At 39.7% G+C, this 21,599-nt stretch carries 19 protein-coding genes; 9 read left to right on the top strand and 10 right to left on the bottom strand.

Going from position 1 to position 21,599, the window contains the following annotated elements; translation table 11 throughout:
* Positions 1 to 98: 98 nt before the first annotated feature.
* A complete protein-coding gene (locus AC1D0K_RS01765; protein ID WP_477391851.1) occupies positions 99 to 3,095 on the bottom strand; it encodes a PAS domain S-box protein in 2,997 nt (998 codons plus the stop codon).
* A gap of 414 nt (positions 3,096 to 3,509) precedes the next feature.
* Here AC1D0K_RS01765 and AC1D0K_RS01760 point away from each other — a divergent pair, with 414 nt between their 5' ends.
* From AC1D0K_RS01760 to AC1D0K_RS01750, 3 genes are all read left to right on the top strand, one after another.
* Entirely contained in the window at positions 3,510 to 4,280 is a 771-nt protein-coding gene (locus AC1D0K_RS01760) for an enoyl-CoA hydratase/isomerase family protein (protein WP_477391850.1), read from the top strand.
* Between the two features lie 184 nt (positions 4,281 to 4,464).
* Complete coding sequence (locus tag AC1D0K_RS01755) at positions 4,465 to 7,134, top strand: PAS domain-containing protein (RefSeq protein ID WP_477391849.1); 2,670 nt, start codon at positions 4,465 to 4,467, stop codon at positions 7,132 to 7,134.
* 100 nt (positions 7,135 to 7,234) lie between these two features.
* Positions 7,235 to 8,917 (top strand): MutS-related protein, encoded by a 1,683-nt coding sequence (locus tag AC1D0K_RS01750; RefSeq protein ID WP_477391848.1) that lies wholly within the window; start codon positions 7,235 to 7,237, stop codon positions 8,915 to 8,917.
* 3 nt (positions 8,918 to 8,920) lie between these two features.
* Here the strand turns inward: AC1D0K_RS01750 and AC1D0K_RS01745 are convergent, their stop codons facing one another.
* On the bottom strand, positions 8,921 to 9,214 hold the full coding sequence (locus AC1D0K_RS01745) for a chaperone modulator CbpM (protein WP_477391847.1): 294 nt from the start codon (positions 9,212 to 9,214) through the stop codon (positions 8,921 to 8,923).
* Between the two features lie 7 nt (positions 9,215 to 9,221).
* Positions 9,222 to 10,121 carry a DnaJ C-terminal domain-containing protein gene (locus AC1D0K_RS01740; RefSeq protein ID WP_477391846.1) on the bottom strand — a complete coding sequence of 300 codons (900 nt, stop codon included), beginning with the start codon at positions 10,119 to 10,121 and terminating at the stop codon, positions 9,222 to 9,224.
* Positions 10,122 to 10,311: 190 nt separating this feature from the next.
* On the opposite strand from AC1D0K_RS01740, the gene AC1D0K_RS01735 reads away from it, so the two are divergent.
* Together AC1D0K_RS01735 and AC1D0K_RS01730 are read left to right on the top strand one after the other, a co-directional pair.
* On the top strand, positions 10,312 to 10,647 hold the full coding sequence (locus tag AC1D0K_RS01735; RefSeq protein ID WP_295719054.1) for a cupin domain-containing protein: 336 nt from the start codon (positions 10,312 to 10,314) through the stop codon (positions 10,645 to 10,647).
* A gap of 67 nt (positions 10,648 to 10,714) precedes the next feature.
* Positions 10,715 to 11,224 carry a GNAT family N-acetyltransferase gene (locus tag AC1D0K_RS01730; RefSeq protein ID WP_295719052.1) on the top strand — a complete coding sequence of 170 codons (510 nt, stop codon included), beginning with the start codon at positions 10,715 to 10,717 and terminating at the stop codon, positions 11,222 to 11,224.
* On the opposite strand, the gene AC1D0K_RS01725 is transcribed toward AC1D0K_RS01730, so the two are convergent.
* Together AC1D0K_RS01725 and AC1D0K_RS01720 are read right to left on the bottom strand one after the other, a co-directional pair.
* A complete protein-coding gene (locus AC1D0K_RS01725; RefSeq protein ID WP_295719050.1) occupies positions 11,221 to 11,847 on the bottom strand; it encodes a chloramphenicol acetyltransferase in 627 nt (208 codons plus the stop codon). The genes AC1D0K_RS01730 and AC1D0K_RS01725 overlap by 4 nt on opposite strands.
* Positions 11,844 to 12,533, bottom strand: a complete 690-nt coding sequence (locus AC1D0K_RS01720) for an HAD family hydrolase (protein WP_295719048.1) — start codon at positions 12,531 to 12,533, stop codon at positions 11,844 to 11,846. The genes AC1D0K_RS01725 and AC1D0K_RS01720 overlap by 4 nt, the downstream gene beginning before the upstream one ends.
* Before the next feature lie 169 nt (positions 12,534 to 12,702).
* Between AC1D0K_RS01720 and AC1D0K_RS01715 the strand changes: the two genes are divergently transcribed.
* Positions 12,703 to 13,083: a DUF1493 family protein gene (locus AC1D0K_RS01715; protein ID WP_295719046.1), complete on the top strand. Its 381-nt coding sequence runs from the start codon at positions 12,703 to 12,705 to the stop codon at positions 13,081 to 13,083.
* Between the two features lie 125 nt (positions 13,084 to 13,208).
* Here AC1D0K_RS01715 and AC1D0K_RS01710 read toward each other — a convergent pair whose 3' ends face one another.
* From AC1D0K_RS01710 to AC1D0K_RS01690, 5 genes are all read right to left on the bottom strand, one after another.
* The gene (locus AC1D0K_RS01710; protein WP_295719044.1) at positions 13,209 to 13,430 is read right to left on the bottom strand and encodes a PspC domain-containing protein; all 222 of its coding nucleotides are present in this window, start codon (positions 13,428 to 13,430) and stop codon (positions 13,209 to 13,211) included.
* Between the two features lies 1 nt (position 13,431).
* Positions 13,432 to 14,724 carry a DUF2851 family protein gene (locus AC1D0K_RS01705; protein WP_477391845.1) on the bottom strand — a complete coding sequence of 431 codons (1,293 nt, stop codon included), beginning with the start codon at positions 14,722 to 14,724 and terminating at the stop codon, positions 13,432 to 13,434.
* A gap of 55 nt (positions 14,725 to 14,779) precedes the next feature.
* Complete coding sequence (locus AC1D0K_RS01700) at positions 14,780 to 15,382, bottom strand: class I SAM-dependent methyltransferase (protein ID WP_477391844.1); 603 nt, start codon at positions 15,380 to 15,382, stop codon at positions 14,780 to 14,782.
* 130 nt (positions 15,383 to 15,512) lie between these two features.
* A complete protein-coding gene (locus AC1D0K_RS01695) occupies positions 15,513 to 16,661 on the bottom strand; it encodes a glycerate kinase (RefSeq protein WP_477391843.1) in 1,149 nt (382 codons plus the stop codon).
* Between the two features lie 6 nt (positions 16,662 to 16,667).
* Positions 16,668 to 17,996: a GntP family permease gene (locus AC1D0K_RS01690; RefSeq protein ID WP_477441696.1), complete on the bottom strand. Its 1,329-nt coding sequence runs from the start codon at positions 17,994 to 17,996 to the stop codon at positions 16,668 to 16,670.
* A 331-nt stretch (positions 17,997 to 18,327) separates the two neighbouring features.
* Here AC1D0K_RS01690 and xth point away from each other — a divergent pair, with 331 nt between their 5' ends.
* The 3 genes from xth (at position 18,328) to AC1D0K_RS01675 (ending at position 21,563) form a co-directional block, all read left to right on the top strand.
* Positions 18,328 to 19,098 carry an exodeoxyribonuclease III gene (gene xth / locus AC1D0K_RS01685; protein ID WP_477391841.1) on the top strand — a complete coding sequence of 257 codons (771 nt, stop codon included), beginning with the start codon at positions 18,328 to 18,330 and terminating at the stop codon, positions 19,096 to 19,098.
* A 169-nt stretch (positions 19,099 to 19,267) separates the two neighbouring features.
* Positions 19,268 to 20,434, top strand: coding sequence for a metallophosphoesterase (locus AC1D0K_RS01680; protein ID WP_477391840.1), 1,167 nt, complete (start codon positions 19,268 to 19,270; stop codon positions 20,432 to 20,434).
* 112 nt (positions 20,435 to 20,546) lie between these two features.
* The gene (locus AC1D0K_RS01675; protein WP_477391839.1) at positions 20,547 to 21,563 is read left to right on the top strand and encodes an LLM class flavin-dependent oxidoreductase; all 1,017 of its coding nucleotides are present in this window, start codon (positions 20,547 to 20,549) and stop codon (positions 21,561 to 21,563) included.
* Positions 21,564 to 21,599: the final 36 nt, after the last annotated feature.

Raw genomic sequence — 21,599 nt, 5'->3', positions numbered from 1 at the left:
ATAAAAAGGAGTATACAACAAAATACGAAAAATATAAATGACGATAACAGATTTATGTTTTCCTGACTCCGGAGGTGTTTAGCATATCCCTTTCAACTTTAGGCAATTTCAACAGGCAAAGCAAAGCAAAACGTGGATCCTTTTCCTTCAACGCTATTTACCCACATTCTGCCACCTTCACGCTTAATTATCTCTGACGATATATACAATCCTAAGCCCAACCCTGGGAACGTATGCTGCTTATCGCCACTTACCCGGTAAAACTGTTCAAATACCCTGTCTTTTTTATCCTGAGGTATACCAATACCAAAATCCTGTACACAAACTATCGCTTCCTTATTTTTTAACTGAGTACTAATGATGATCTTATCCGTATGCGGAGAATACTTGATTGCGTTGGTGATAAGGTTGGTAATTACCTGGCTTATACGATCCTTATCAGAATAAATCTTACCTGTTTCGGTAAAGTCATCTATCAATTTATGTTTTTTGGTAGTATGTTGCAAATCGTCAAGTGTTTCTTTTATTACCTGATTAAAATCAAACCACACCTTATTAAACTGTAGCTTTCCTGAGTTTATCTTGGTAACATCAAGCAAATCACCAATAAGATTTGTAAGGCGATTTACCTGGGCGTCCATTCTTAGTACCATATCGGCTTTTTTATGTTCACCCTCTTTGTTCAGCATAGCTCCTAACACCTGCGCATAGGCTTTTATACTGGTAACTGGTGTTTTTAATTCATGGCTGGCAATACCCAAAAAATCGTCTTTTTGGCGCTGTAGTTGTTTTTGCTCATCAATATCGGTGTTTGTGCCAAACCATTTAATAATCTTACCATCTATGATAAACGGCAGAGCCTGGGCAAGGTGCCACTTATAAACACCATTTTTATCTTTTAGCCTAAACTCGTATTGATAAATATTCGCGGTTTGTAAGGAGTTTGTCCATGCTTCAATACATCCATCCTGATCGTCTGGGTGTACCATTTTTAACCAGGCTGGCCCAATGATCTGCTCTGAAGGTAAAGCGAAATACTCGACGGCTCTTTTATTTACATAATCCAACTCTCCATCAACCCTGGCTGTCCATAATTGTACGGGCATAAAGTCAGTAACAAATTCAAACTGCTTTATTTGGTCATTAAGTTCGTCATTCGTTAAATTCAGTTGCTTATCTGCAAGGGTTTTATCTGTAACATCGGTACAAGCACCAATATAGCCCGTAAATTTACCGTCTCCATTAAACTGTGGATTGCCGGTGGCAATGCACCAGCGTATTTCACCATCATTGCGTATCAGCCTAAAATCAACTTCATAGTTACTACGCGATACAATATCATCCATGAACTTCTTTTCGGCGCGCAGCTTATCTTCCGCTAAAATTGTTTTTAGCCAACCAGCACCTAAATGTTCTTCAAAGGGCTTACCTGTCCAGTCTATCCAGGTTTTATTTACATAAGTGATGTTCCCATTTTCATCACACATCCACAAAGCGGCAGGAGACGCATTAGTGATACTTTTCAAGAGAAACTCACTATCTGTTACCGCCTTTTTATCAGCTATCTCTCTGCGCAAATCTCTTGCTATGGTCGCCCTGCCTTGCGGTTTACCGGTTGTTGAATCATAAACCAACATGGTTGTGCCGTATACAGGTATTGCGTCACCGGTTTCAAAATGGCGGTAGTTTATTTGGCCCGACCATTTGCCATCTTTCATGAGCGCCTTATTAACTTCATTAGCTATTTTGGCAATATCTGCAGGTATTACATACTCACTGTTATGTCTTTGCAGATCCTGCTGAGATTGTATTCCCAGCATTGACCGGCCGGCAGCATTTACATACCTTACATTGCCCTCAAGATCTGATAAACTCACAAAATCTGAACTATGATCAATTAGGGTTAAAAGTTTATACTGTTCATTATGTGCCGCCTTTTCGGACCTCAGATCACGGGCTACAGAAGCCATTCCGATAGATTGCCCCGTTTCAGGGTCATCAATACGAAAGCAGTTTAAATAAACAGGAATAGGTTCACCTGTTTTAAAATGACGGTAACGTAATTCGCCATTCCAGTTGCTGTTTGATTGCACTGCAGGAATGAGTTCATCAGTTACTATTTGAAAATCATTTGGCCAAAAATAATCTATGCCGGGCCTGGTTGCTTCCGCTGCAGTCTCAATTCCCAACATCTCATATCCTGATTTGTTGATATAGCTAACCATAGCGTCCATGCCACCAACGGCTACCACATCGGCAGTATTTTCAATAAGCGAAAGCAATTTTTGCTGCTCCAGCCTGTTTTTCTGTTCGAGTGTAACGTCCTGTACAATGCCCGCAAAACGCCATAATTCATTATCACTGGTAAAATAGGCCTTGCCTTTACATCGAATCCAATATTTCAGGTTTCCATTGTCATCTATAGTTCTGAAAGTAACATCATAATTGCCACCGGATTGTTGATTATAGGTATTTTGTACCGCCGACCTTACACGCTGTTCATCTTCGGGGTGAATATATTTAAAAATGCCACTGTAGGTTATTTCATCGCCCCTTGAATAACCGCATAGTTCTTTACACCGCTCATCCCAGATTACAATTTTCTGAGGAGGGTACAAATCCCAGGTGCCAATTTCTGCAGCTTCTAAAGTAAACTGCTTTCTTTCTTCGCTTTCATTTAGTTTTAGGCGCATCAGAACCAGTTCGGTAACATCGGCAGCAGTATTTAATACACCCCAAACAAGTCCCTGCTCGTTTTTTATGGGTGTAAATACAAAATTGAAATAAAATATCTCAAGCTTCCCATTTACAACCAGGTCAACACGCGCTTCTTTGGCTTCATAAGCTATGCCTGTTTTATATACATTATTAAGAATATCAAATATTACTTGAGTTTTTAGCTCGGGCAGCAACTCAAAATACAGTTTATCAATAACATCATCGCCTTTGCCGTAGATACTAATTATAGCTTTATTGGCTATTTTTATTTTCATATCGGCACCCACGTACAAACCGACAGGACTTGGTGATTCTTCAATTAGGGTACGAAAAATATTTTCGTTATTCACAAAATTATGTTCAATAGCATTGCTCATTTAACGGGTATAGTTTATAAATATAGGCCTTAAATTTTTATCATTTTAAGTAAATGAACAGCAATGACGGACTTTTGTTATTAACTGTAAATAATTAAAACATATAAATCGGCTGTGGGGTAATAAAATCACAAAACAGCAATTCAAGCAAAATAATTTTGTACAAAAAGATACAGTAAAATACTTAATTTTTATGCCTTACATTAATACAGAAACCATGAATACAGCATAGTAAATAAGAAAGAAGTAAACAACGCCAAGCCAATGTTTCTATTTTGAGATGGTTTTAAGCTTTTTGTTTTTTTCTTCTTTTCAATTTATTTCAATTGAAAATTGCAGTTAAGTTAAATACTTCTGATATTGAGCAAGTGTTGTTTTAAAACCATCAGCCCTCACATAAATTTATAATGAATTATGCCCCCCAACGATAACGGAAATGTCACCATCTTAAACCAGGATGGTGTAGCTGTCATTAGCTTTTTTCATCCTTCCCAAAATTCTCTTCCATCAAATTTATTGCAAGAACTTGTTGACAAAATCAATTATGCCGTTAATGATGCCGGGGTTAAGGTAATTGTAATCAAAAGTGAGGGTGACCGTACTTTTTGCGCAGGAGCCAGCTTTGATGAGCTGCTACAAATAAAAGATAAGGATACCGGCACGCAATTCTTCTCGGGTTTTGCCAACATAATTAATGCTTGCCGTAAATCTTCAAAGATAATTATAGTTCGGGTACAGGGTAAAGCCGTTGGCGGTGGGGTAGGCTTGGCTGCCGCTGCTGATTATTGCCTTGCCAGCGTGTCTGCATCTATCAAATTAAGTGAATTGGCAATTGGTATTGGTCCGTTTGTAATATCACCTGCGGTGATTCGTAAAATAGGGTTACCGGCATTTTCACAGCTTACTTTAAGGGCTACAGATTTTCAAACTGCTCAATGGGCAAAAGATAATGGTTTGTATAATGAAATTTATGAAGATATAGCTCTCCTTGATGCATCGATTGATGAACTGGCAAAAAAGCTGGCTTCATATAATCCTGCCGCCTTAACCGCTCTAAAACAAATACTTTGGGAAGACACCCATAATTGGGATGACTTACTGAATAAACGAGCGGCAATAAGCGGAGAGTTGGTACTATCTGAGTTTACACAGCAAGCTTTACAAAACTTTTTTAATAAAAAATAGAAGTTCGCTGATATTATTCAAAAGCAGAACAGATTTGTTTTTAATATTTGCATAAATACCAAAAACAAAGATTTTAGTGTGTTTTTGTCATAACTTTATTTAACTGGTATTTTCACTAAACCATATTTCTGTATATCAAAAACGATTTTGCAAAAGTATAGCCGATAAGAATTATTTATTTTAGATGCATCATCCTCAAAAAAGCAAATTTGTTACCATTGTTAGCCTATGCACAATTTCAGCTGCTGTACTGGTTATTTGTGGATGGTTTTTGAATATAGACGGACTTAAAACGTTGATACCGCAATATGTGGTAATAAAATTTAATACCGCGCTTTGCCTGGTATTCATGAGTGCCACTACACTTTTAACACAAACACATTCAAAAAATAGCTTTAGGCCGGCTTTTGTTGGTTTATCTATAGTTATCACCTTATCAGGTATTTTTGGGGTATTACAATACCTGTTGCAATTTCATACATTTTTTGATGGGCTGTTTATTACAGCCGACGATGTGGTAACCGGCATAACATATACATACAGCAGTAACACTACTATAAACATCTCCGTCTGCATCTTGTTGTTTGGCACGGCATTTTTATTACTTAGTACTAAAAATAAGAAACTGCTGCCGGTGGGCCAGTACATGCTTCATTCGGTTACATTAATTTCAACGGTCGCTATAATTGGGTATTTATATGGCTTTTCATTGTTTTACGATTTTCGCTATGTAAGTTCAATGCCGCTAAATACCGCTTTATTGTTTTTTAGCATCTCTTTAGCGGCCTCTCTTTTATATCCGCAATACGGTTTTACTAATTTATTTACCGGTGATAGAGTAGGTAATCAAATGGCGCGCAGGCTGTTTTTACCGCTTGAATTTATATTTATTGTTTTGGGCTTTTTTAGGTTTAAAACACAGTTTAATCATCTGTTAACATTTGAAGTAAGCATGTACATGCTTCCACTTATTATGCTTATCATTTGCCTTGCTCTTGTAGCAATTACGGCAATGTGGCTGAACAGGGTAGACGAAAAACGTTTTATTGCCGAAAATGAGGTTATATCCATTAATAACTCACTGGAAAAGAGGGTAGAGGAGCGCTCCGCGGAATTAATGAGCATGGTTGAAAAACTAAGAGAAAGCGAACGGAGATACAGATCACTTATTGAACATGCATCGGACGCTATTTACGTGCTTGACCTCGCTAATAATTTTACAGAGGTAAATGCCAGTATGTGCAAAATGACAGGCTATACCCATCAGGAGCTTTTGCAACTAAAAGTAATCCAGGTAATTGAACCTGAACATTTAAAAAATGATCCAATAGTTTTAGGGTTAGATGACCTTGGAACGGCAACTATCAAAGAGCGCCGTTTTATAAAGAAAGATGGTACCGTGTTTGATGTGGAGGTAAACGTGAAAAAGTTTTCTGAAAATCGCATACTGGTTATTGCCAGAGATATTACATCACGCAAAGCGATGGAAACCGAATTAAAGCATGCCGAGTTAAAATTCAGAACTCTTGCCGAGAAGTCAATGGTTGGTGTTTACATTATCCAAAAAGGGAAATTTATCTATGTAAATCCGCGCTTTGCCAATGTTTTTAAATATAGCCAGGAGGAACTGGTGAATGCAGCATCAGTGGATATTATAGTCAGTAAGGATTTTAAAGCCACTACTTTAGAGAATATCAGGGCACGTATGGATGGAGAGGTTGATAGTGTGCATTACGAAGTGGTAGGAGAATGTAAAGATGGTTCCTTGAATTGGGTAGAGTTTTATGGCAATCGCGTTAATATTGATGGTGAACCCACCATTATAGGATCAATGATTGATATCACCGAACGCAAAAAAGCAGAAGAATTACTCCGCCAGTCCGAACAAAAATACAAATTACTATTTGATAGCAACCCGCTGCCAATGTGGATGATATCCGGAAATGACCTATCTATTATAGCTGCAAATAAAGCTGCTTCAAGGCATTACGGTTATACCAATGAAGAGTTTTTAAAGTTGAACGCCAAAGACCTGCGGCCAAAAGGGAATTGCAATAATGTTATTAATGACGATGGAAAAAATACGGTTAAAGTGGGCGAACAAGGAATTTGTGAGCATCAGAAAAAAAATGGTTCGCTAATTATTGTAGAGATAATTACGCAGGATATAGTTTTTGAAGGTATGCCGGTATGCCTGTCATTGGCTAATGACATCACAGAAAAGATAAAATCAGATGAGCTGTTACAAAAATCTGAGGCCAACCTTCAAACTATTTTAAATACTACCGATTCGGCTTACGCTTTATTTGATAAAAAATTGAATGTGCTGGCCTATAACCAAATGGCGGTAAAATTTGTAAAAGAACAATATAACCACACCCTGCAAAAAGGAGATCAGGTAGGTGATTATTTCCCCATAAAACGCTTCCAGCAATTCATTGGCCTCACTAAGCGGGTATTAAATGGAAAAGAGAACAGTCATGAAATTGATTATCTGCAACCCGATGGATCAATATATTGGTATTATTTACGCTTGTTTCCCATTATTGATAACAATGATCAAATTCTGGGGCTGATGATGGCTCTTTATGATATCACCGAAAGGAAGAATGCCGAAAATGATCTTAAGGTTGCTTATGAACAAATTCATAACCAGGTAAACAGCATAAAAAATATGGCATGGAAACAATCGCATTTTATGCGAAGCCCGGTTGCAAATTTAAAGGCACTTACCGCAATGCTAAAAGACGACCCCGCTGATGCTGCGGCCCTGGATTATATATTTGTTGAACTTGATCGTTTAGATACCGTAATAATTGAAATGGCAAATGATGCAGCCATCCATGAAAATTAAATTGTGATAGTAACAATGGGTTTACATAAAAAAGCCCATCTTTATTGCAGGCTGAACTTTTAGTATTACTCGGGTTTAAACTATTTTTATACTTTTAATCATGTATTATTTCTTATTTACACTGTTAGTTTTCACCATTGTGCTTACAGTCTCATACATAGCATCTTACTTTGGAAAGCTACGTGCTAAAGAAACAAACCTGGAAAAAATAAAAGACAAGTGGGCCAAACCGTTAAATGCAAGGCGTAATTTTGATTTGATAAAGGTTTACGCTGATGCAGACAATAGCGCCGGAAAGTTGTCGACAGTGACATCTGATGACCTCGACCTTAAAAATATCTTTAATTACATTGACAGGACTAACTCAAAACCAGGCAAACAATATCTCTACAAAAAACTGCATTTTCCAGAAACGACAATCGGTAATTTATTATTACTGGATAAAAAGATAGAAACACTTAATGCTGATAACCCCAACCGCGAATTAATTGAGCTGGAACTTTCCAGGCTTAATCATACCAATGCTTACCAGATTGCCAACCTATTTTTAAAATCACATGTACCATTATTTGCACCTGTGATGGATGTTTACATTAAGGTGGTACCTTATTTAATTTTAACGGCTATTATTTCGATACTGATTATACCTAACCCGGTAAGTTTAATAGTTTTAGCTGTATTGTTTGGGTATAATATTATTTTCCATTTTGCAAGCAAAAGAAAAACAGCGACATATTCAGATTCATTGCCTCAATTACTGATAATGCACAAGGTTGCTGTTTGGTTAGTTAAAAATGCCAAAGCTGGTGATACTGAGGAAGTAAAAAAAAGCCTTGTAAACCTTGCCGGGCTTAAGCGCTCCCTGAGCCTTGTAAACCTTGAAAGCATGTTGGTTGCCGATTCAGCTTCACCGGGTTATGCGGTTTTCCAGCTGTTTAAGACATTGTTTTTGCTTGAACCATACATATATACCAACTCTGTAAAACACATTGGCAGATACAGCGATGATATTGAGAAAGTATATACATTTGTTGCCGAGATTGATATGCTGATAGCCATACAATCGGTAAGGGAAGGCTTGCTTTTTTACAATAAACCGGAGTTTATAGATCAAGACGCCAAAATGGACATCACAGATCTTTACCATCCATTAGTAGAGAAATGTGTACCTAATTCTTTAAACACCCGTGCCGATAAAGGAGCATTGATAACGGGCTCAAACATGTCGGGCAAAACAACATTTATTAAATCTATTGCGATAAATACATTGTTGGCTCAAACCTTATTCACCAGTTGCGCCAAGGCATATAAAGCCCCCTTTCTTAAGATACAAACCAGTATCAAAATCACCGATAGTATAGAAGAGCAGCAAAGCTTTTTCCAGGCCCAGGCATCGGCAATATTAAATATTGTTGATAACAGTGGCAGCGCAGAAGCCGTCAAAAGCCTCGTAATTATTGATGAAATATTTAGGGGTACAAATACAATAGAGCGTATTGCCGCTGCAAAATCCGTATTATCATACATTACAGCCAATGATAACTTCGTATTTGTATCAACCCATGATCTTGAACTCGCCGAACTTTTGGATGAAGATTTCGCCATCTATTCATTTGAAGACTCTAAATCAGGCCGAACATTGGTTTTTGATTACAAATTGAAAGAAGGCTTGTTAAAAAGTAAAAATGGCATAGCTATATTAGCCTCCATGGGATACCCCGAATCTGTGATTGAAGACGCCCATATAGTAAGTGAGCGCATGATGCTAAAATATATGGAATAGCCTTTACTCGCCTTCGTACATTTTTAACCTGTTGTGCAGCGTACGCATGTTTTCCTGCATTTGTTCTATGCGGTTAAGCAAGTGTGTTATTGCTTCAATGCCTGCCACATTAATATCTAACTTATGGAGGCTTATCATTTTTTCGAGCTTGCGCAGTTCTGTTTCCGGTATAAAAGTAGTTTCGTTAATCACAGTAACCTCAACCAATCCAGCCTGTTCTAACGAATTGAAAAATGTATATTCAACGTTGTGGTACATACAAAAATCATTGGCGGTTATTAAATTATCTGTTTTCATAAGTGGATCAGGATTTTGATAGTTCTTCAAACAGTTGCTTTTGCTTATCAGTAAGGTTGGTAGGTATTTGTATGTCATAAGTAAGGTACAGATCACCAAACTCATTTTCCTTTTTATAGATGGGCATCCCTTTGCCTTTAAGTTTCACTTTAGTTCCGTTTTGTGTTTCGGCCTTTACTTTAACTTTTACTTTACCCGTTGGGGTTTCGGCCATAATCTCGCCACCTAAAACGGCGGTGTAAAGATCAAGCTTTATGGTATTATATAAATTGGCGCCATCGCGCTTAAATCGGGCATCAGCAGGAATATTGAATTTAATATATAGATCGCCGGCTGGTCCGCCATTCACCCCCGGGCCGCCATGTCCTGATATCTTTATGGTTTGCCCGTTCTCGATACCCGCCGGTATTGTTATACGGATATTTTTGCCATTTACTGTTAAGGTTTGTTTATGGGTTTGTAAGGTATCCTGCAGGTTCAGCTGAAATTCAGCATTCAAGTCCTGTCCACGGTACCCTGTGCGTCTGCCACCAGCTCCAGCGCCTCCAAACATCGACTGAAAAAAATCGGAAAAATCTTCACCACCTCCGTAACCACCGCCAAAGCCTTCAAAACTTCCTGGGTCGGCAGAATTACGTTGACGGCTTTGTTGTTGCCTGGTTTGCTGTTCATAGGCTTCGCCATGCTGCCAGTTTTCGCCATATTTATCGTACTTTTTACGTTTTTCAGAATCGCTTAATACCTCGTTGGCTTCATTAATCTCTTGAAATTTTTTATTTGCTTCGGTATCATTGGGATTAAGATCCGGATGATATTTACGGGCCTGTTTACGGTAAGCATTTTTAATTTCTTTTTCCGTAGCCGTTTTTTCTATGCCTAATGTTTTATAATAATCAATAAAAGCCATGGTAAACTATTGTATAATTATAACCTTAAAATTAAGGCTAAGTTTTTATCAGCAGAAAATTAAGCATTATTTAGCAGCTATCATCAAAGTTTTGAATGAATCAGTCTTTAATGAAGACTCAATTAAGGAGGACTATTAAAAGCAGCGAAAGAAAAGCACAGAATTTAAAATAGTACCGTAAATTTACCGCATGCAAAACCAGATATTCCACCATTTTAGTGATATTGAAACCAAAGAGATAGCTCCGGGTTATTTCTCCAAACTGATCCATACGAGCGGGAACACAATCAACTTCATCGAGGTTAAAGCCGGGATTTCGTTACCAATGCATAAGCATATACATGAACAATATTCTTTTGTTATTGAAGGTAAATTTGAGCTTACTGTTGATGGCGTTCCACAGGTTTTAGATTCTGGAATGTTTGCCACAATTCCCTCAAATATAGTTCATGGTGGCACGGCGGTTACTGATTGCAAACTAATAGATATATTTAGCCCGGCACGTGAAGATTATAAATTATTATAATTTAAGGCATTTTTGTTAAAATTAATACCGCTAAATATTAATTTTGCCCTCCCAAAAACAAAACAATATGCCGATAATTAAAGCTACCCTTGCCGATGTACCCGAATTGAATGTTTTAATTAACAGCGCTTACCGTGGCGAGGAATCAAAAAAAGGCTGGACAACCGAAACTGATCTGATAGACGGTATAAGAATAGATGAGCCGATGCTGGTTGAGTACCTTAGTAATGATGCCATTACGCTGTTAAAATATATTGATGACGATGACAAGATAATAGGATCTGTTTACCTTGAAGTAAAAGGGGATAAGTTGTACCTGGGCATGTTTAGCGTATCGCCAACTTTACAAAACGGGGGAGTAGGCCGTGCTTTAATTGAGGAGGCAGAAGTTATTGCAAAACAATTGGGTTTACATACTATTAGTATGACCGTTATCCGAACCCGTAAAGAGCTCATCAGTTGGTACCAACGCAGGGGCTATGCTTTTACCGGCGAAATCCAACCTTTTCATGATCATGGTCGGTTCGGTTCGCCTAAAGAGTTGATTGAGCTTATAGTGATGGAGAAATCGGTTTAAACAACGCTGTCCATCAATTCCTGAAAGAGGTCAATATACTGGCCAACATGCAAGCCGTCAATTAATGCATGGTGAACATGAATTGATACCGGCATTGATCTTTTGCCATCCTGCTGTGTCATTTTCCCAAAAGAAATCCTTGGACAGCTATTTTGTGAACCAAAAGTACTGGCATGTGATATACTGGTAAAATCGATCCATGGCAGTGATGAAAATCGAATAATGTTATTGACCTTGGATCGAATCAAATCATTTGAGTTTTGAACGCTTTCAACTTCTTTATTCGCGGTTATGATAAATTGGTCAAATTGGGAAGCATACGGAATATATCCAAATCCAAAAGTACCATTACTGCGCCCGATGGTTGACCCGGCATCTATTTGATCATAAATATAAACCTCGTCATCTTCTATTCTTAATTTAAACGGCTCAAGAGCATTTGCCGCGGCCAATGCCCTATGCATTGTATACAGAAAAAATGATGCTTCTTTTTCTTTCGCAAAAAGGTACGCTTTCGTACAATCAATTCTTACTGTAACGCCGTAAAAAGGCTCATCAAATTGTTTAAAGAGATGAAAATGCTCCTTACGTACCCACGTATCAAGGTGTAACTTTTGCTTCATATCTGTATCGATGTCAATATATCTTTAAGCGTATCGGCATGTTTAAATTTTTCATGTGTGAGGATGGTTTCAACATGTTCATGTGCCCAGGTGGTATGGAACGGAACATGGATAGCACTCCCGCCAATATTAAGCACAGGCATCACATCCGATTTCAGGGAATTGCCCACCATCATAAACTCGCTTGGATCAATATCAAGGTGCTTAATTAGCTTGATATAATCATCCTCTTGTTTATCACTCATAATTTCGATATGGTGAAAGTAATGTGCCAGCCCCGATTTTTTTAATTTACGTTCCTGGTCAAGCAAATCGCCTTTAGTAGCCACCACCAACCGATAATGAGGTTTTAAAGCTGATAGTACTTCTTCCACACCATCCAATAACTCAATTGGTTCGTTAAGCATTTGTTTACCATATTCCAATATAATATCGATGATTTCAATACTAATCTTCTTTTCGGATATGTTGAGAGCAGCCTCAATCATGCTTAAAATATACCCCTTTATGCCATAGCCATAAAGCGATAGGTTCTCAATCTCGACTTTAAAAAGCTCACTTGATATACTATGTTCCGGTAAAAAATCTTCAAGTAAGCTGCAGAACTTTTTTTCGGTGTTTTGAAAATATGGCTCATTCACCCACAGCGTATCATCGGCATCAAAAGCAATAACTTTTAATCTCATAATAAATAAAAAAAAACGTACTGCAATAATAGCAATACGCCTTTAATTATCTATCAAAAAGCTTATCTCCGACATTTTATAAACCAAATTTATTTTTAAGTAACCTTTTTAAAAAAAAGTAGTCTCCATGATGCAACCTTTGTTTTTAAAACAACGTCCTATAACCAAAATGATCAAAACTATTCAATTAATGGAAGAGATATTGCCGCCTTTAAAAGAATTTATAGTTGATTATTGCAGCCGCTATAAGATTCAAAGTGTGGATCCTGGTAGCCTATGCCTCGAAACCAGCCTTGATCTTGATCTGGATATTTTTGATATCGAGATAGATCTTTTCCTGGCAGACTTTGCCGACCAGTTTAATATTGATCAATCTAAATTTACCTGGTATAAATACGGCTATCCCAAGGGATCAACCCGGGTGAGAATGATAAAAATGTTATTTGGCTACCACAACACCTGGGTAAAACAGCTTGCACATTATTGCTACAAACCAAAGTTTAAAGTACGTAACCTGCAGGATGCTGTTATGACAGGAATATTGGTGTAAAGGTTAGTGAAGTTGCAATACAACTTATTCAAAACCATAGTAGTCATTCAGTCGGTTTAATCCGGATTCAGACGAAATAAATTACAAGTAAAAATATCGGCTTAAGGAACTAGTTGACCAATCATCTACAGATCTGTAACCCTTGTATGATTTCTTTTTACATATCTGCGAATATCCAGTACTATACCGGCAAAGAAATAAAATATCAGCGGGAAACCCACGGCTAAAAATGAGGAGTATATAAAAAACAGACGGATTTTAGCTATTGAAACATTAAATCTTTCGCCGAGATAGGTGCATACACCGAAGGAGTACCGTTCAAAAAAAGTAAGTATTCTTTGTAGCATATCAGGTCAGCTTTAATATTTTATTACCAACGCCGCACTGCAGGCATTTCTTATAATTACAGTAGTTATTTTTTAGTTCAAGCAGTGCCTGCGATTCAAACGCGTTTGTAATTTTCACTCCTAAGTTAACAAAATCTGCGGTAATATTGTTCTTTTCGGCAGGTAAATTTTCCAAAAGCTTAAGGCTGCGACTTATATAGTACTGTTGTTGATGATGCTTACCATAACTAAACAGGAATAGGGCCAGGGTATTGATGAGCAATATATCTACAGATGATGCTCCCATTATTTTTGGCGAGGACTTTGAATTTGACGGTATATCAAAGCGAAAATGATCATCCCAATATTCATTTGTTTTTATGGAAGCGAAAAGATTTCTGAGCGCATCGATATCTTTTATCTCCAATATTTTAGAGAACAAATGAGCAGAATTCACGATAAGCGCTGCAAATTGGGCCAACCTAATGGTAGGAAAGTTTTGAGGCCTTAACCGCATAAATTTCCATAAATGGTTTTCCACAGGTTTTAAACTGTATTTCTTCCGCAGGAAATCATATTCCTTCTTCAATTTGTTTGGATAATCATCTTTCAATTCAGCATCTAAAAAACCCGCCTGCCCAAATATCAGCGCCTCTACCTGCATCGGATTGTTTTTGTGCTTGCCAAGGGTAAGCTGCGGTAAAGACTTAGCCAGCAGTTCAAAGGGGAGTGCATTAGTTTTAAAGCCAAAGTTTGCCGCCAAAAACTGATAGAACGTTTCTTCCCAGTCGCCACGGTTTAGGGAAAGGGCAGTTATTACAGCCGTTGATTTCTTTTCAAGGCGTTCAACCAACACCCTCGTTAACCAGTTATTCATGATGAGTTGATCAATGGCGCCAATACTGGCCTCACAAGGTATTATAGTTTGGTTCCCAAAAACCATCTGGTGATAACGGCCATATAATTCCGCGGGTATTCTGTCTTTTAACTGAAGGGTTGGTACTTTGCGGCCGTTTGTCAAAACCAAAGGCAAATCATCATTATAAACCACGTGCAAAATTACATTATTATAGGCGTCATCAGTAGTATGCCCATGTTTTTGCCAGTCGGAAGCCGAAAGGTGAACTTCAATGTTACCTGCCCAGATGGTTTCATCTATTTTGATACGGGCATTATGAAAATCCGGTCCTGCATCCGTGTTATGTACTCCTGTCGAAAATATTTCAAGGGTTTTACCATCTTCAGTTTGCAGATCAATACGATCAAAAAGCCTGAATTTCCATACGTAATGCAAAAAGTCTTCGGTGAAAAGCATGTTTTAAATATAGTAAATGTGACTGCTGATTAACTTGAAATTTTAAACTGAAAGATTAGCGGTACAGAAAAATAGTGAAATCTTCTTCGCTATAGTCGTTAATGAGCAGCGCCTTTCTGCTGATGGTTTGACAGAATGCCAGTATTTTCTGCTGATCATAAGCAACTAAAAGGCCGTTAGGAATAATGTTGCTCAACAAGTTGAAACCCATACCAAGTTTGCTGTGAGCTAATAATTTGGCAATTGCTTTATAAATAAAGTCCGGGTCACTATTGAAATAATTAAGCGATCCGCTGGCAATTACATAATCACTCGCCGGTATCTCGTCGCTCATAAAATTACCTTGTATAAAGGAACAATTGGGCAGTTTGCCATACCTTCTGTTGGCCTCCACCAAAAGTTCAGGTATTTGTTCAAGGCCCATATAAGTTATTTGAGGATATAAGGGGAGGAGGTATGCCAGCAGATCCCCATGTCCGCAACCAGTGTCTAATACCGAACATCCATTCAGATCCGCTATCCTGGCTAACACTTTAAACCGTATCAACTGACTTTCCTGATCTTTCCATCCCAGTGCCGCAGTTCCCTGGTTGCCATGAAAGAAGATCATGTTTCTATGGTAATCAAAAATAGCTTGTGAATCTGCAGCAGTATTCATACATCAATATTTGTACGCCAATATAATAAAACACCAATATATCATTTTGTTACAAATATTGGGGTAGTAGATCGACTAGTTAACAATTGTGGATTGACAATCATTGTCTCGGCTGGCATTAGTCTTTTTCCTAAATGATCCTTTTGTAAATTCCCATCATCAATAGTGAAGCAATGTTTTTGGACGTTCTTATTAAATTTTGTTCCGTGTAATTTAAGGCGGCCGGGATATCTGAAGGTCCATTTCCAATGGCCATTAGTACATCAAAGTACTCGTTTAATTTGTCGTTATCATGAAGTGGTATTTTACCTGCCAAACCAATTACAGGTACATCCTTTGCTTTTGCCTTGCTGGCCACCCCAAAGGGCCCTTTTCCCTGTAGTGTTTGCTCATCAATGCTTCCATCTCCGGTTATTACAAGGTCGCTTTTTTGCAGTACTTCATCAAAACGGGTAAGTTCCATAAAATAATCTATGCCATTTACCAGTTTTGCGTTTATCCAGGCATAAAGCGCGGCTGACGCCCCGCCGGCTGCACCTCCGTACTGGGTTGCAGCCATATTTATATGGAGCTGTTTTAGTGTAATATCATTAAACCTGGAAAGTCCGGTATCAAGAATTTCTACAGCTTGCGAATCAGCCCCCTTTTGCGGACCGAATACAGCGGCCGCACCCTGCGTACCCAATAATTTATTGTCCACATCGCAAAGTACAATGATAGAGGTGTGTTGTAAACGTTCATCAATAGCAGAAACATCGACCCTGGCAAGCTCTGTCAAAATTTCGGGCATATGCACTAATTGATCGCCGGCCTCATTCAAAAAACGAACGCCAAGTGCTCTTAAAATACCAGTTCCACCATCAATCGTAGCGGTGCCTCCCATCGCTATTAAAATTGTTTTCACTCCAAAATCAAGAGCTTTTTTAATCACCTGACCTGTTCCGTACGATGACGCCATTAAAGGATTCAGTTCATGTTGATTCAGCAATCTTAAGCCTGATGCATCTGCCATTTCAATTACAGCAATTTTGCCGCTGTCAATCAAACCGAATGAGGCTTCTATGTTCCGGCCCAGAGGGTCCTGTATTTCAACGGCAATAATTTTACCCTGCAGCTTTTGGATAATAAGGGCGGCAGTACCATCGCCACCGTCTGCTATCGGGAAACATTCGGTGGTACAGGAGAGCATGCTTTGCTGTAATCCTTTTTCAATGGCTAAAGCGGCAGCCGATGCAGTCAAACTATTTTTAAAAGCATTTGGCGCTATCAGGATGTGCATAACAAATTATATAATAAAGGTTAAAAGATATACAACCAAAAAAGAAGTTACCCCCATACATACCGTAGCTAATGAATACACCCTCAGCATGGTTTTCATTTCGAGTCCGGAAAACTTTGCAATGACCCAGAAATAAGCATCATTGGCATGTGATATCATCATAGAACCTGCACCCATAGCCAAAACACAAAGTATATGTCCCTTATCAGTATTTAACCTCAAAGAAGTTAATAAAGGCAGCACAATTGATGAAGCTGTGATAATAGCTACTGTTGATGAGCCCTGAGCTGTTTTTAGAATAAAAGTAAGTAAAAATGGAAAAAATATACCCATGCCGGCCAGCGGCAAGGCATTACTTAAATGATTCCCAATTTGTGTAGCCGCCAAAACGGCCCCAAATGCCCCGCCCGCACCTATGATCACCAATATACCACCTGCTTTTTCTGCACCATCTTGTAATAGTTTGGCAACCACATCCTTTTTCCATGAACGGGACGCGTTAAAGGCAAGTAATATCCCTATGGCAAGGGCGATAACAGGATCGCCCAGGGCAAGTAAGATATTTAACCCATTGTTGACTGTGCCCGACTCAAGCACAAAAAAAGATTTCAAGGTGATTAAAAATATCGGTAGCAATACAGGTAAAAAAGCCTTTATTACCGATGGTTGACCTATAGATTCCCCGCTTAAAACATCATCTGTAATAACCGGCTGGGGTATCGACTTACTGGCATAACCAACCCATAGGTAACCCGCAATCATGGCTGGAATGGCAACTGTTGTTCCAATCATGATTAGTTTGCCTAAATCAACGCCAATAATACCGGCAGCAGCAGCGGCGCCAGGGTGGGGTGGAACGAGGCAATGCACAGCATATAGCCCGGTAGCCAGTGAAGCGGCCATAATTACAATGGAGATTCCAGTGCTTTTTGCCAATGATTTGTTTAAACCACTGAGAACAATATAGCCCGAATCACAAAATATGGGTAAGCCCACAATAAGGCCGGTAATGCTCATGGACAGCGCAGCTTGCTTTTTGCCAACAATTTTCAGGATAGCGTTTGCCATTACCCGCGTGCTGCCGGTATGCTCCAGTATAACACCGAGTGTAGTACCCAATATAATAAGTGCACCGAGTGATTTTAAAATATTGCCGAAACCCTCTTTTATAGCAGTAAGCACGCTGTTCAGTGATAGGCCAACACCAAGGCCCACCAGCAAACAAGCTATTATCAGGGCGAAGAAAGCGTGTATCCTGAATTTTGCTGTAAGCACTACAATAACCGCGATACCAATGATAAGGCAAATCAAAACGCGCGCAAGAAAAGTATCCATAAATATTATTTTTATAGGATCACAATGTACGCCGAATAATTAAATCAGCGTCGTTCTAAGTAATCAAAAATGTTCTTTTGCAGGTAGTATAACTATTGGTTATAGGTGTATAAAACTACAATTATGCTTTATATAAATTAAGTATATATTTAATATTCAATAAAATATAATAATCAATTAATCTTTTTGTTTATATTAAAATGAAGGATTTTTTTGGGTTGATGCTGAGTATCCGCATCTTGGGCAAGAACACCTGGTCTGGCAAAATCCGAAGACGCACGCCCAGAAAGGGAGGAATTTTTATAACTTAGTTTTCGTTAAATCAGCTGACATGAAAATAGCTACCTATAATGTGAATGGTGTTAACGGACGCCTGCCCGTATTGCTGCGCTGGCTGGAAGAAAGCGCCCCCGATGTTGTTTGCCTGCAAGAGCTTAAAGCCCCCCAGGAAAAATTTCCCGAACAGGCTATTAAGGATGCAGGTTACCAATCTATCTGGCATGGGCAGAAAAGCTGGAACGGCGTAGCAATTTTATCACGCAATGGAGATATTAAAGAGTCAAGGCGTGGACTGCCGGGCGACCCTGAAGATCTGCATAGCCGCTATATAGAGGCCATTGTGAATGGTGTATTAATCGGCTGCCTTTACCTCCCAAACGGCAACCCGGCACCCGGACCGAAATTTGACTATAAGCTCCAATGGTTTGATCGCTTCACCGCTCATGCCGCCCAACTGTTGAGTCATGATATTCCTGTGGTTTTATGCGGGGATTATAACGTGATGCCCACTGAACAGGATGTGTACAAACCAGAACGCTGGGTTAATGACGCCCTCTTCCGGCCCGAGACCCGCGCAGCGTTTCATAACCTGCTGGCTCAAGGCTGGACTGATGCCATCCGGAAATTATATCCCACTGAAACGATCTATACTTTTTATGATTATTTCCGCAATGCCTACGGGCGCGATGCCGGGCTACGTATTGATCATTTCCTGCTCAGCCCTAATATAAAGGACCGGCTAACAGGCGGCGGCGTAGATCGGAATGTTCGCGGTTGGGAAAAAACCAGCGACCATTGCCCGGTCTGGATCGAAGTAACTTAATAATCCGTGGTTATTATCTATGAGCACAATGCTTTTGACGGCAGGAAAAGCTGCGATAGTTGTGGAGAATTATTTGGTGAACAACCGGACTAAAAGCCATTTGTCATCTAAATGACATCATGTTCAGGTCGTTAAAATGTTTTGCGAGCCTGCTCGTCTTAGCTTTTATATGAAGACAAGAATTCCAGCCATCCTACTGCTATGGATGATTATTGACATTTACTTTTTTTCAGCTGTTGAAACGCTGACATCTAACACTTTCCTATACCTGGCGTACTGGATGGTTGACATCTTTCTCGCCGGTACCATCTTATACGGCGCAATGACCGGGAAGACCAAACTAATTTCCTGGCTTATGGCGCCGGTACTGCTCTCTTTTATACCCAAGCTATTGGGCTCCACAATATTGGTGCTTGAAGATGTTACCCGCGCATTCAGGGGATTTCCGCCACGCAGCTATGCTGTGAGCGAGTTTATATTGATCTTAGCCACACTGCTTTTTGGCTTACTGCTATTCGGCATTACGCGCGGACGTCATTACTATAAGGTACACCGGGAAACCCTTTATTTTGATGACCTGCCCGAAACTTTTGACGGATTTACCATTACGCAAATATCCGACGTTCATTCCGGCAGTTTTAGCGACAAAGACGGGGTACAAAAAGGGCTTGACCTGGTTAACGCACAGCAAAGCGACATGATCCTCTTTACCGGCGACCTGGTGAACAACCAGGCTAACGAAATGGACCCGTGGATTTCTGCATTTGCAAAACTGGAAGCGCCATACGGAAAATATTCGGTGTTAGGTAACCATGATTACGGCGATTATATGCGCTGGGAAAGTGAAGCAGCCCAACAGGCTAACCTGGATAGGTTAAAAGAAGTACACCAGGAGATCGGGTTCCGGTTATTGCTGAACGAGGCTATGCCTATTAAGAAGAATGAGCAGTTTTTCGCGCTCATTGGTGTCGAAAATTGGGGCAAGGGCGGTTTCCATAAATATGGCGACCTTAAAAAGGCAACTGCAGGCGTCCCTGACGATGCCTTCAAGGTATTGATGTCACATGATCCTTCGCACTGGGATGCGGTTACATTAGATCATCATCAGCCTGTTCACCTCACATTGTCTGGCCACACACATGGCATGCAGTTTGGCTTTGAGTTATTTGGCTTTAAGTGGAGTCCCATTAAATATATCTATAAACAATGGGCTGGACTTTATGAGAAAAGTGGCCTTTACCTGTACGTGAACCGTGGCTTTGGTTTCCTTGGCCTGAAGGGTCGTGTGGGTATCTGGCCAGAGATCTCAGTGCTAACTTTAAAACGCAAATCCTGATAATCAACCGCCAATGCATTTGGCGTAGGTATAGGATTTCGCTGATTGTTTAAGCAACGTCATATCTCTGTAGCCTGCGTGTACCGCCACGATTAAAGCTTTAATTTTGGGCATGAGTTCAAAATCAATCCATGAGCTGGCCTATTCAGTTCTCGACCTGGCAACTGTTGTTGAGGGGCATACCATTGCAGATACTTACCACAAAAGCCTTGAAAATGCCACGCAGGCAGAGGAGCTTGGTTATAAGCGTTATTGGTTCGCCGAACACCATAACATGATCAATGTTGCCAGTTCGGCTACTTCTGTGCTAATTGGCTATATCGCAGGAAATACAAATACCATCCGGGTCGGTTCAGGCGGAATTATGCTGCCAAACCATTCGCCGCTGGTAGTTGCTGAGCAGTTTGGTACCTTGGCTACTTTATACCCCAACCGGATTGACCTTGGTTTGGGCAGGGCACCAGGCTCAGACCAGGCAACTGCAATGGCTATCCGGGGAGAAAATATGAATGCTTCATTTTATTTTCCGCGGGATTTGGATAGTTTGCAAAAATATTTTTCTACCGAAAATGCTGACGGCAAAGTGAGGGCAATTCCCGGCGAAGGAATTGAAATTCCTATATGGATATTGGGATCCAGCACCGATAGCGCCAGGTTGGCTGCGGCGAAAGGCCTGCCTTATGCTTTTGCCAGTCATTTTGCTCCTGCCTATTTCATGGAAGCAATTAAAATATATCGGGAAAACTTTATACCGTCTGCGCAACTACAGGAGCCTTACGTAATAGCCTGTGTGAATGTGGTTGCTGCGGAAACAGATGAAGAAGCGGAGTACCTGGCCACTTCAGTAAAACAGCTGTTTATGGGAATAGTTACTGGTAAAAGGCAATTGCTGCCGCCGCCCGTAGATAGTATGGAAGAGGTTTGGAATGTATTTGAGGAGGAAGCAGTTATGCAGATGCTGGCCTATTCCTTTATCGGCAGCAAAGAAAAGATCAAAGCCATGATGGTGGACTTTGTACAAAAGACAGGCATAAATGAAGTAATGGCAACTTCCCATATTTATGACCATGAGGCCAAACTAAATTCCTACCGTTTATTTGCCGAGGCTTTAAAGTTGCCTTTATCTTAATTTAGAGTAGGGGATATTGAGAAAGGTAAATTATGT

The sequence above is a fragment of the Mucilaginibacter sp. P1_A3 genome (assembly GCF_056406855.1).
Note: the sequence above shows the minus strand (reverse complement) of the source record. Positions and strands in the feature narration are given on the sequence as shown.

Excerpts from the sequence above, each read along its gene's own strand:
- AC1D0K_RS01765 (WP_477391851.1), bottom strand. The coding sequence starts at position 3,095 with ATGAGCAATGCTATTGAACATAATTTTGTGAATAACGAAAATATTTTT.
- AC1D0K_RS01760 (WP_477391850.1), top strand. The coding sequence starts at position 3,510 with ATGCCCCCCAACGATAACGGAAATGTCACCATCTTAAACCAGGATGGT.
- AC1D0K_RS01755 (WP_477391849.1), top strand. The coding sequence starts at position 4,465 with ATGCATCATCCTCAAAAAAGCAAATTTGTTACCATTGTTAGCCTATGC.
- AC1D0K_RS01750 (WP_477391848.1), top strand. The coding sequence starts at position 7,235 with ATGTATTATTTCTTATTTACACTGTTAGTTTTCACCATTGTGCTTACA.
- AC1D0K_RS01745 (WP_477391847.1), bottom strand. The coding sequence starts at position 9,214 with ATGAAAACAGATAATTTAATAACCGCCAATGATTTTTGTATGTACCAC.
- AC1D0K_RS01740 (WP_477391846.1), bottom strand. The coding sequence starts at position 10,121 with ATGGCTTTTATTGATTATTATAAAACATTAGGCATAGAAAAAACGGCT.
- AC1D0K_RS01735 (WP_295719054.1), top strand. The coding sequence starts at position 10,312 with ATGCAAAACCAGATATTCCACCATTTTAGTGATATTGAAACCAAAGAG.
- AC1D0K_RS01730 (WP_295719052.1), top strand. The coding sequence starts at position 10,715 with ATGCCGATAATTAAAGCTACCCTTGCCGATGTACCCGAATTGAATGTT.
- AC1D0K_RS01725 (WP_295719050.1), bottom strand. The coding sequence starts at position 11,847 with ATGAAGCAAAAGTTACACCTTGATACGTGGGTACGTAAGGAGCATTTT.
- AC1D0K_RS01720 (WP_295719048.1), bottom strand. The coding sequence starts at position 12,533 with ATGAGATTAAAAGTTATTGCTTTTGATGCCGATGATACGCTGTGGGTG.
- AC1D0K_RS01715 (WP_295719046.1), top strand. The coding sequence starts at position 12,703 with ATGATCAAAACTATTCAATTAATGGAAGAGATATTGCCGCCTTTAAAA.
- AC1D0K_RS01710 (WP_295719044.1), bottom strand. The coding sequence starts at position 13,430 with ATGCTACAAAGAATACTTACTTTTTTTGAACGGTACTCCTTCGGTGTA.
- AC1D0K_RS01705 (WP_477391845.1), bottom strand. The coding sequence starts at position 14,724 with ATGCTTTTCACCGAAGACTTTTTGCATTACGTATGGAAATTCAGGCTT.
- AC1D0K_RS01700 (WP_477391844.1), bottom strand. The coding sequence starts at position 15,382 with ATGAATACTGCTGCAGATTCACAAGCTATTTTTGATTACCATAGAAAC.
- AC1D0K_RS01695 (WP_477391843.1), bottom strand. The coding sequence starts at position 16,661 with ATGCACATCCTGATAGCGCCAAATGCTTTTAAAAATAGTTTGACTGCA.
- AC1D0K_RS01690 (WP_477441696.1), bottom strand. The coding sequence starts at position 17,996 with ATGGATACTTTTCTTGCGCGCGTTTTGATTTGCCTTATCATTGGTATC.
- xth (WP_477391841.1), top strand. The coding sequence starts at position 18,328 with ATGAAAATAGCTACCTATAATGTGAATGGTGTTAACGGACGCCTGCCC.
- AC1D0K_RS01680 (WP_477391840.1), top strand. The coding sequence starts at position 19,268 with ATGAAGACAAGAATTCCAGCCATCCTACTGCTATGGATGATTATTGAC.
- AC1D0K_RS01675 (WP_477391839.1), top strand. The coding sequence starts at position 20,547 with ATGAGTTCAAAATCAATCCATGAGCTGGCCTATTCAGTTCTCGACCTG.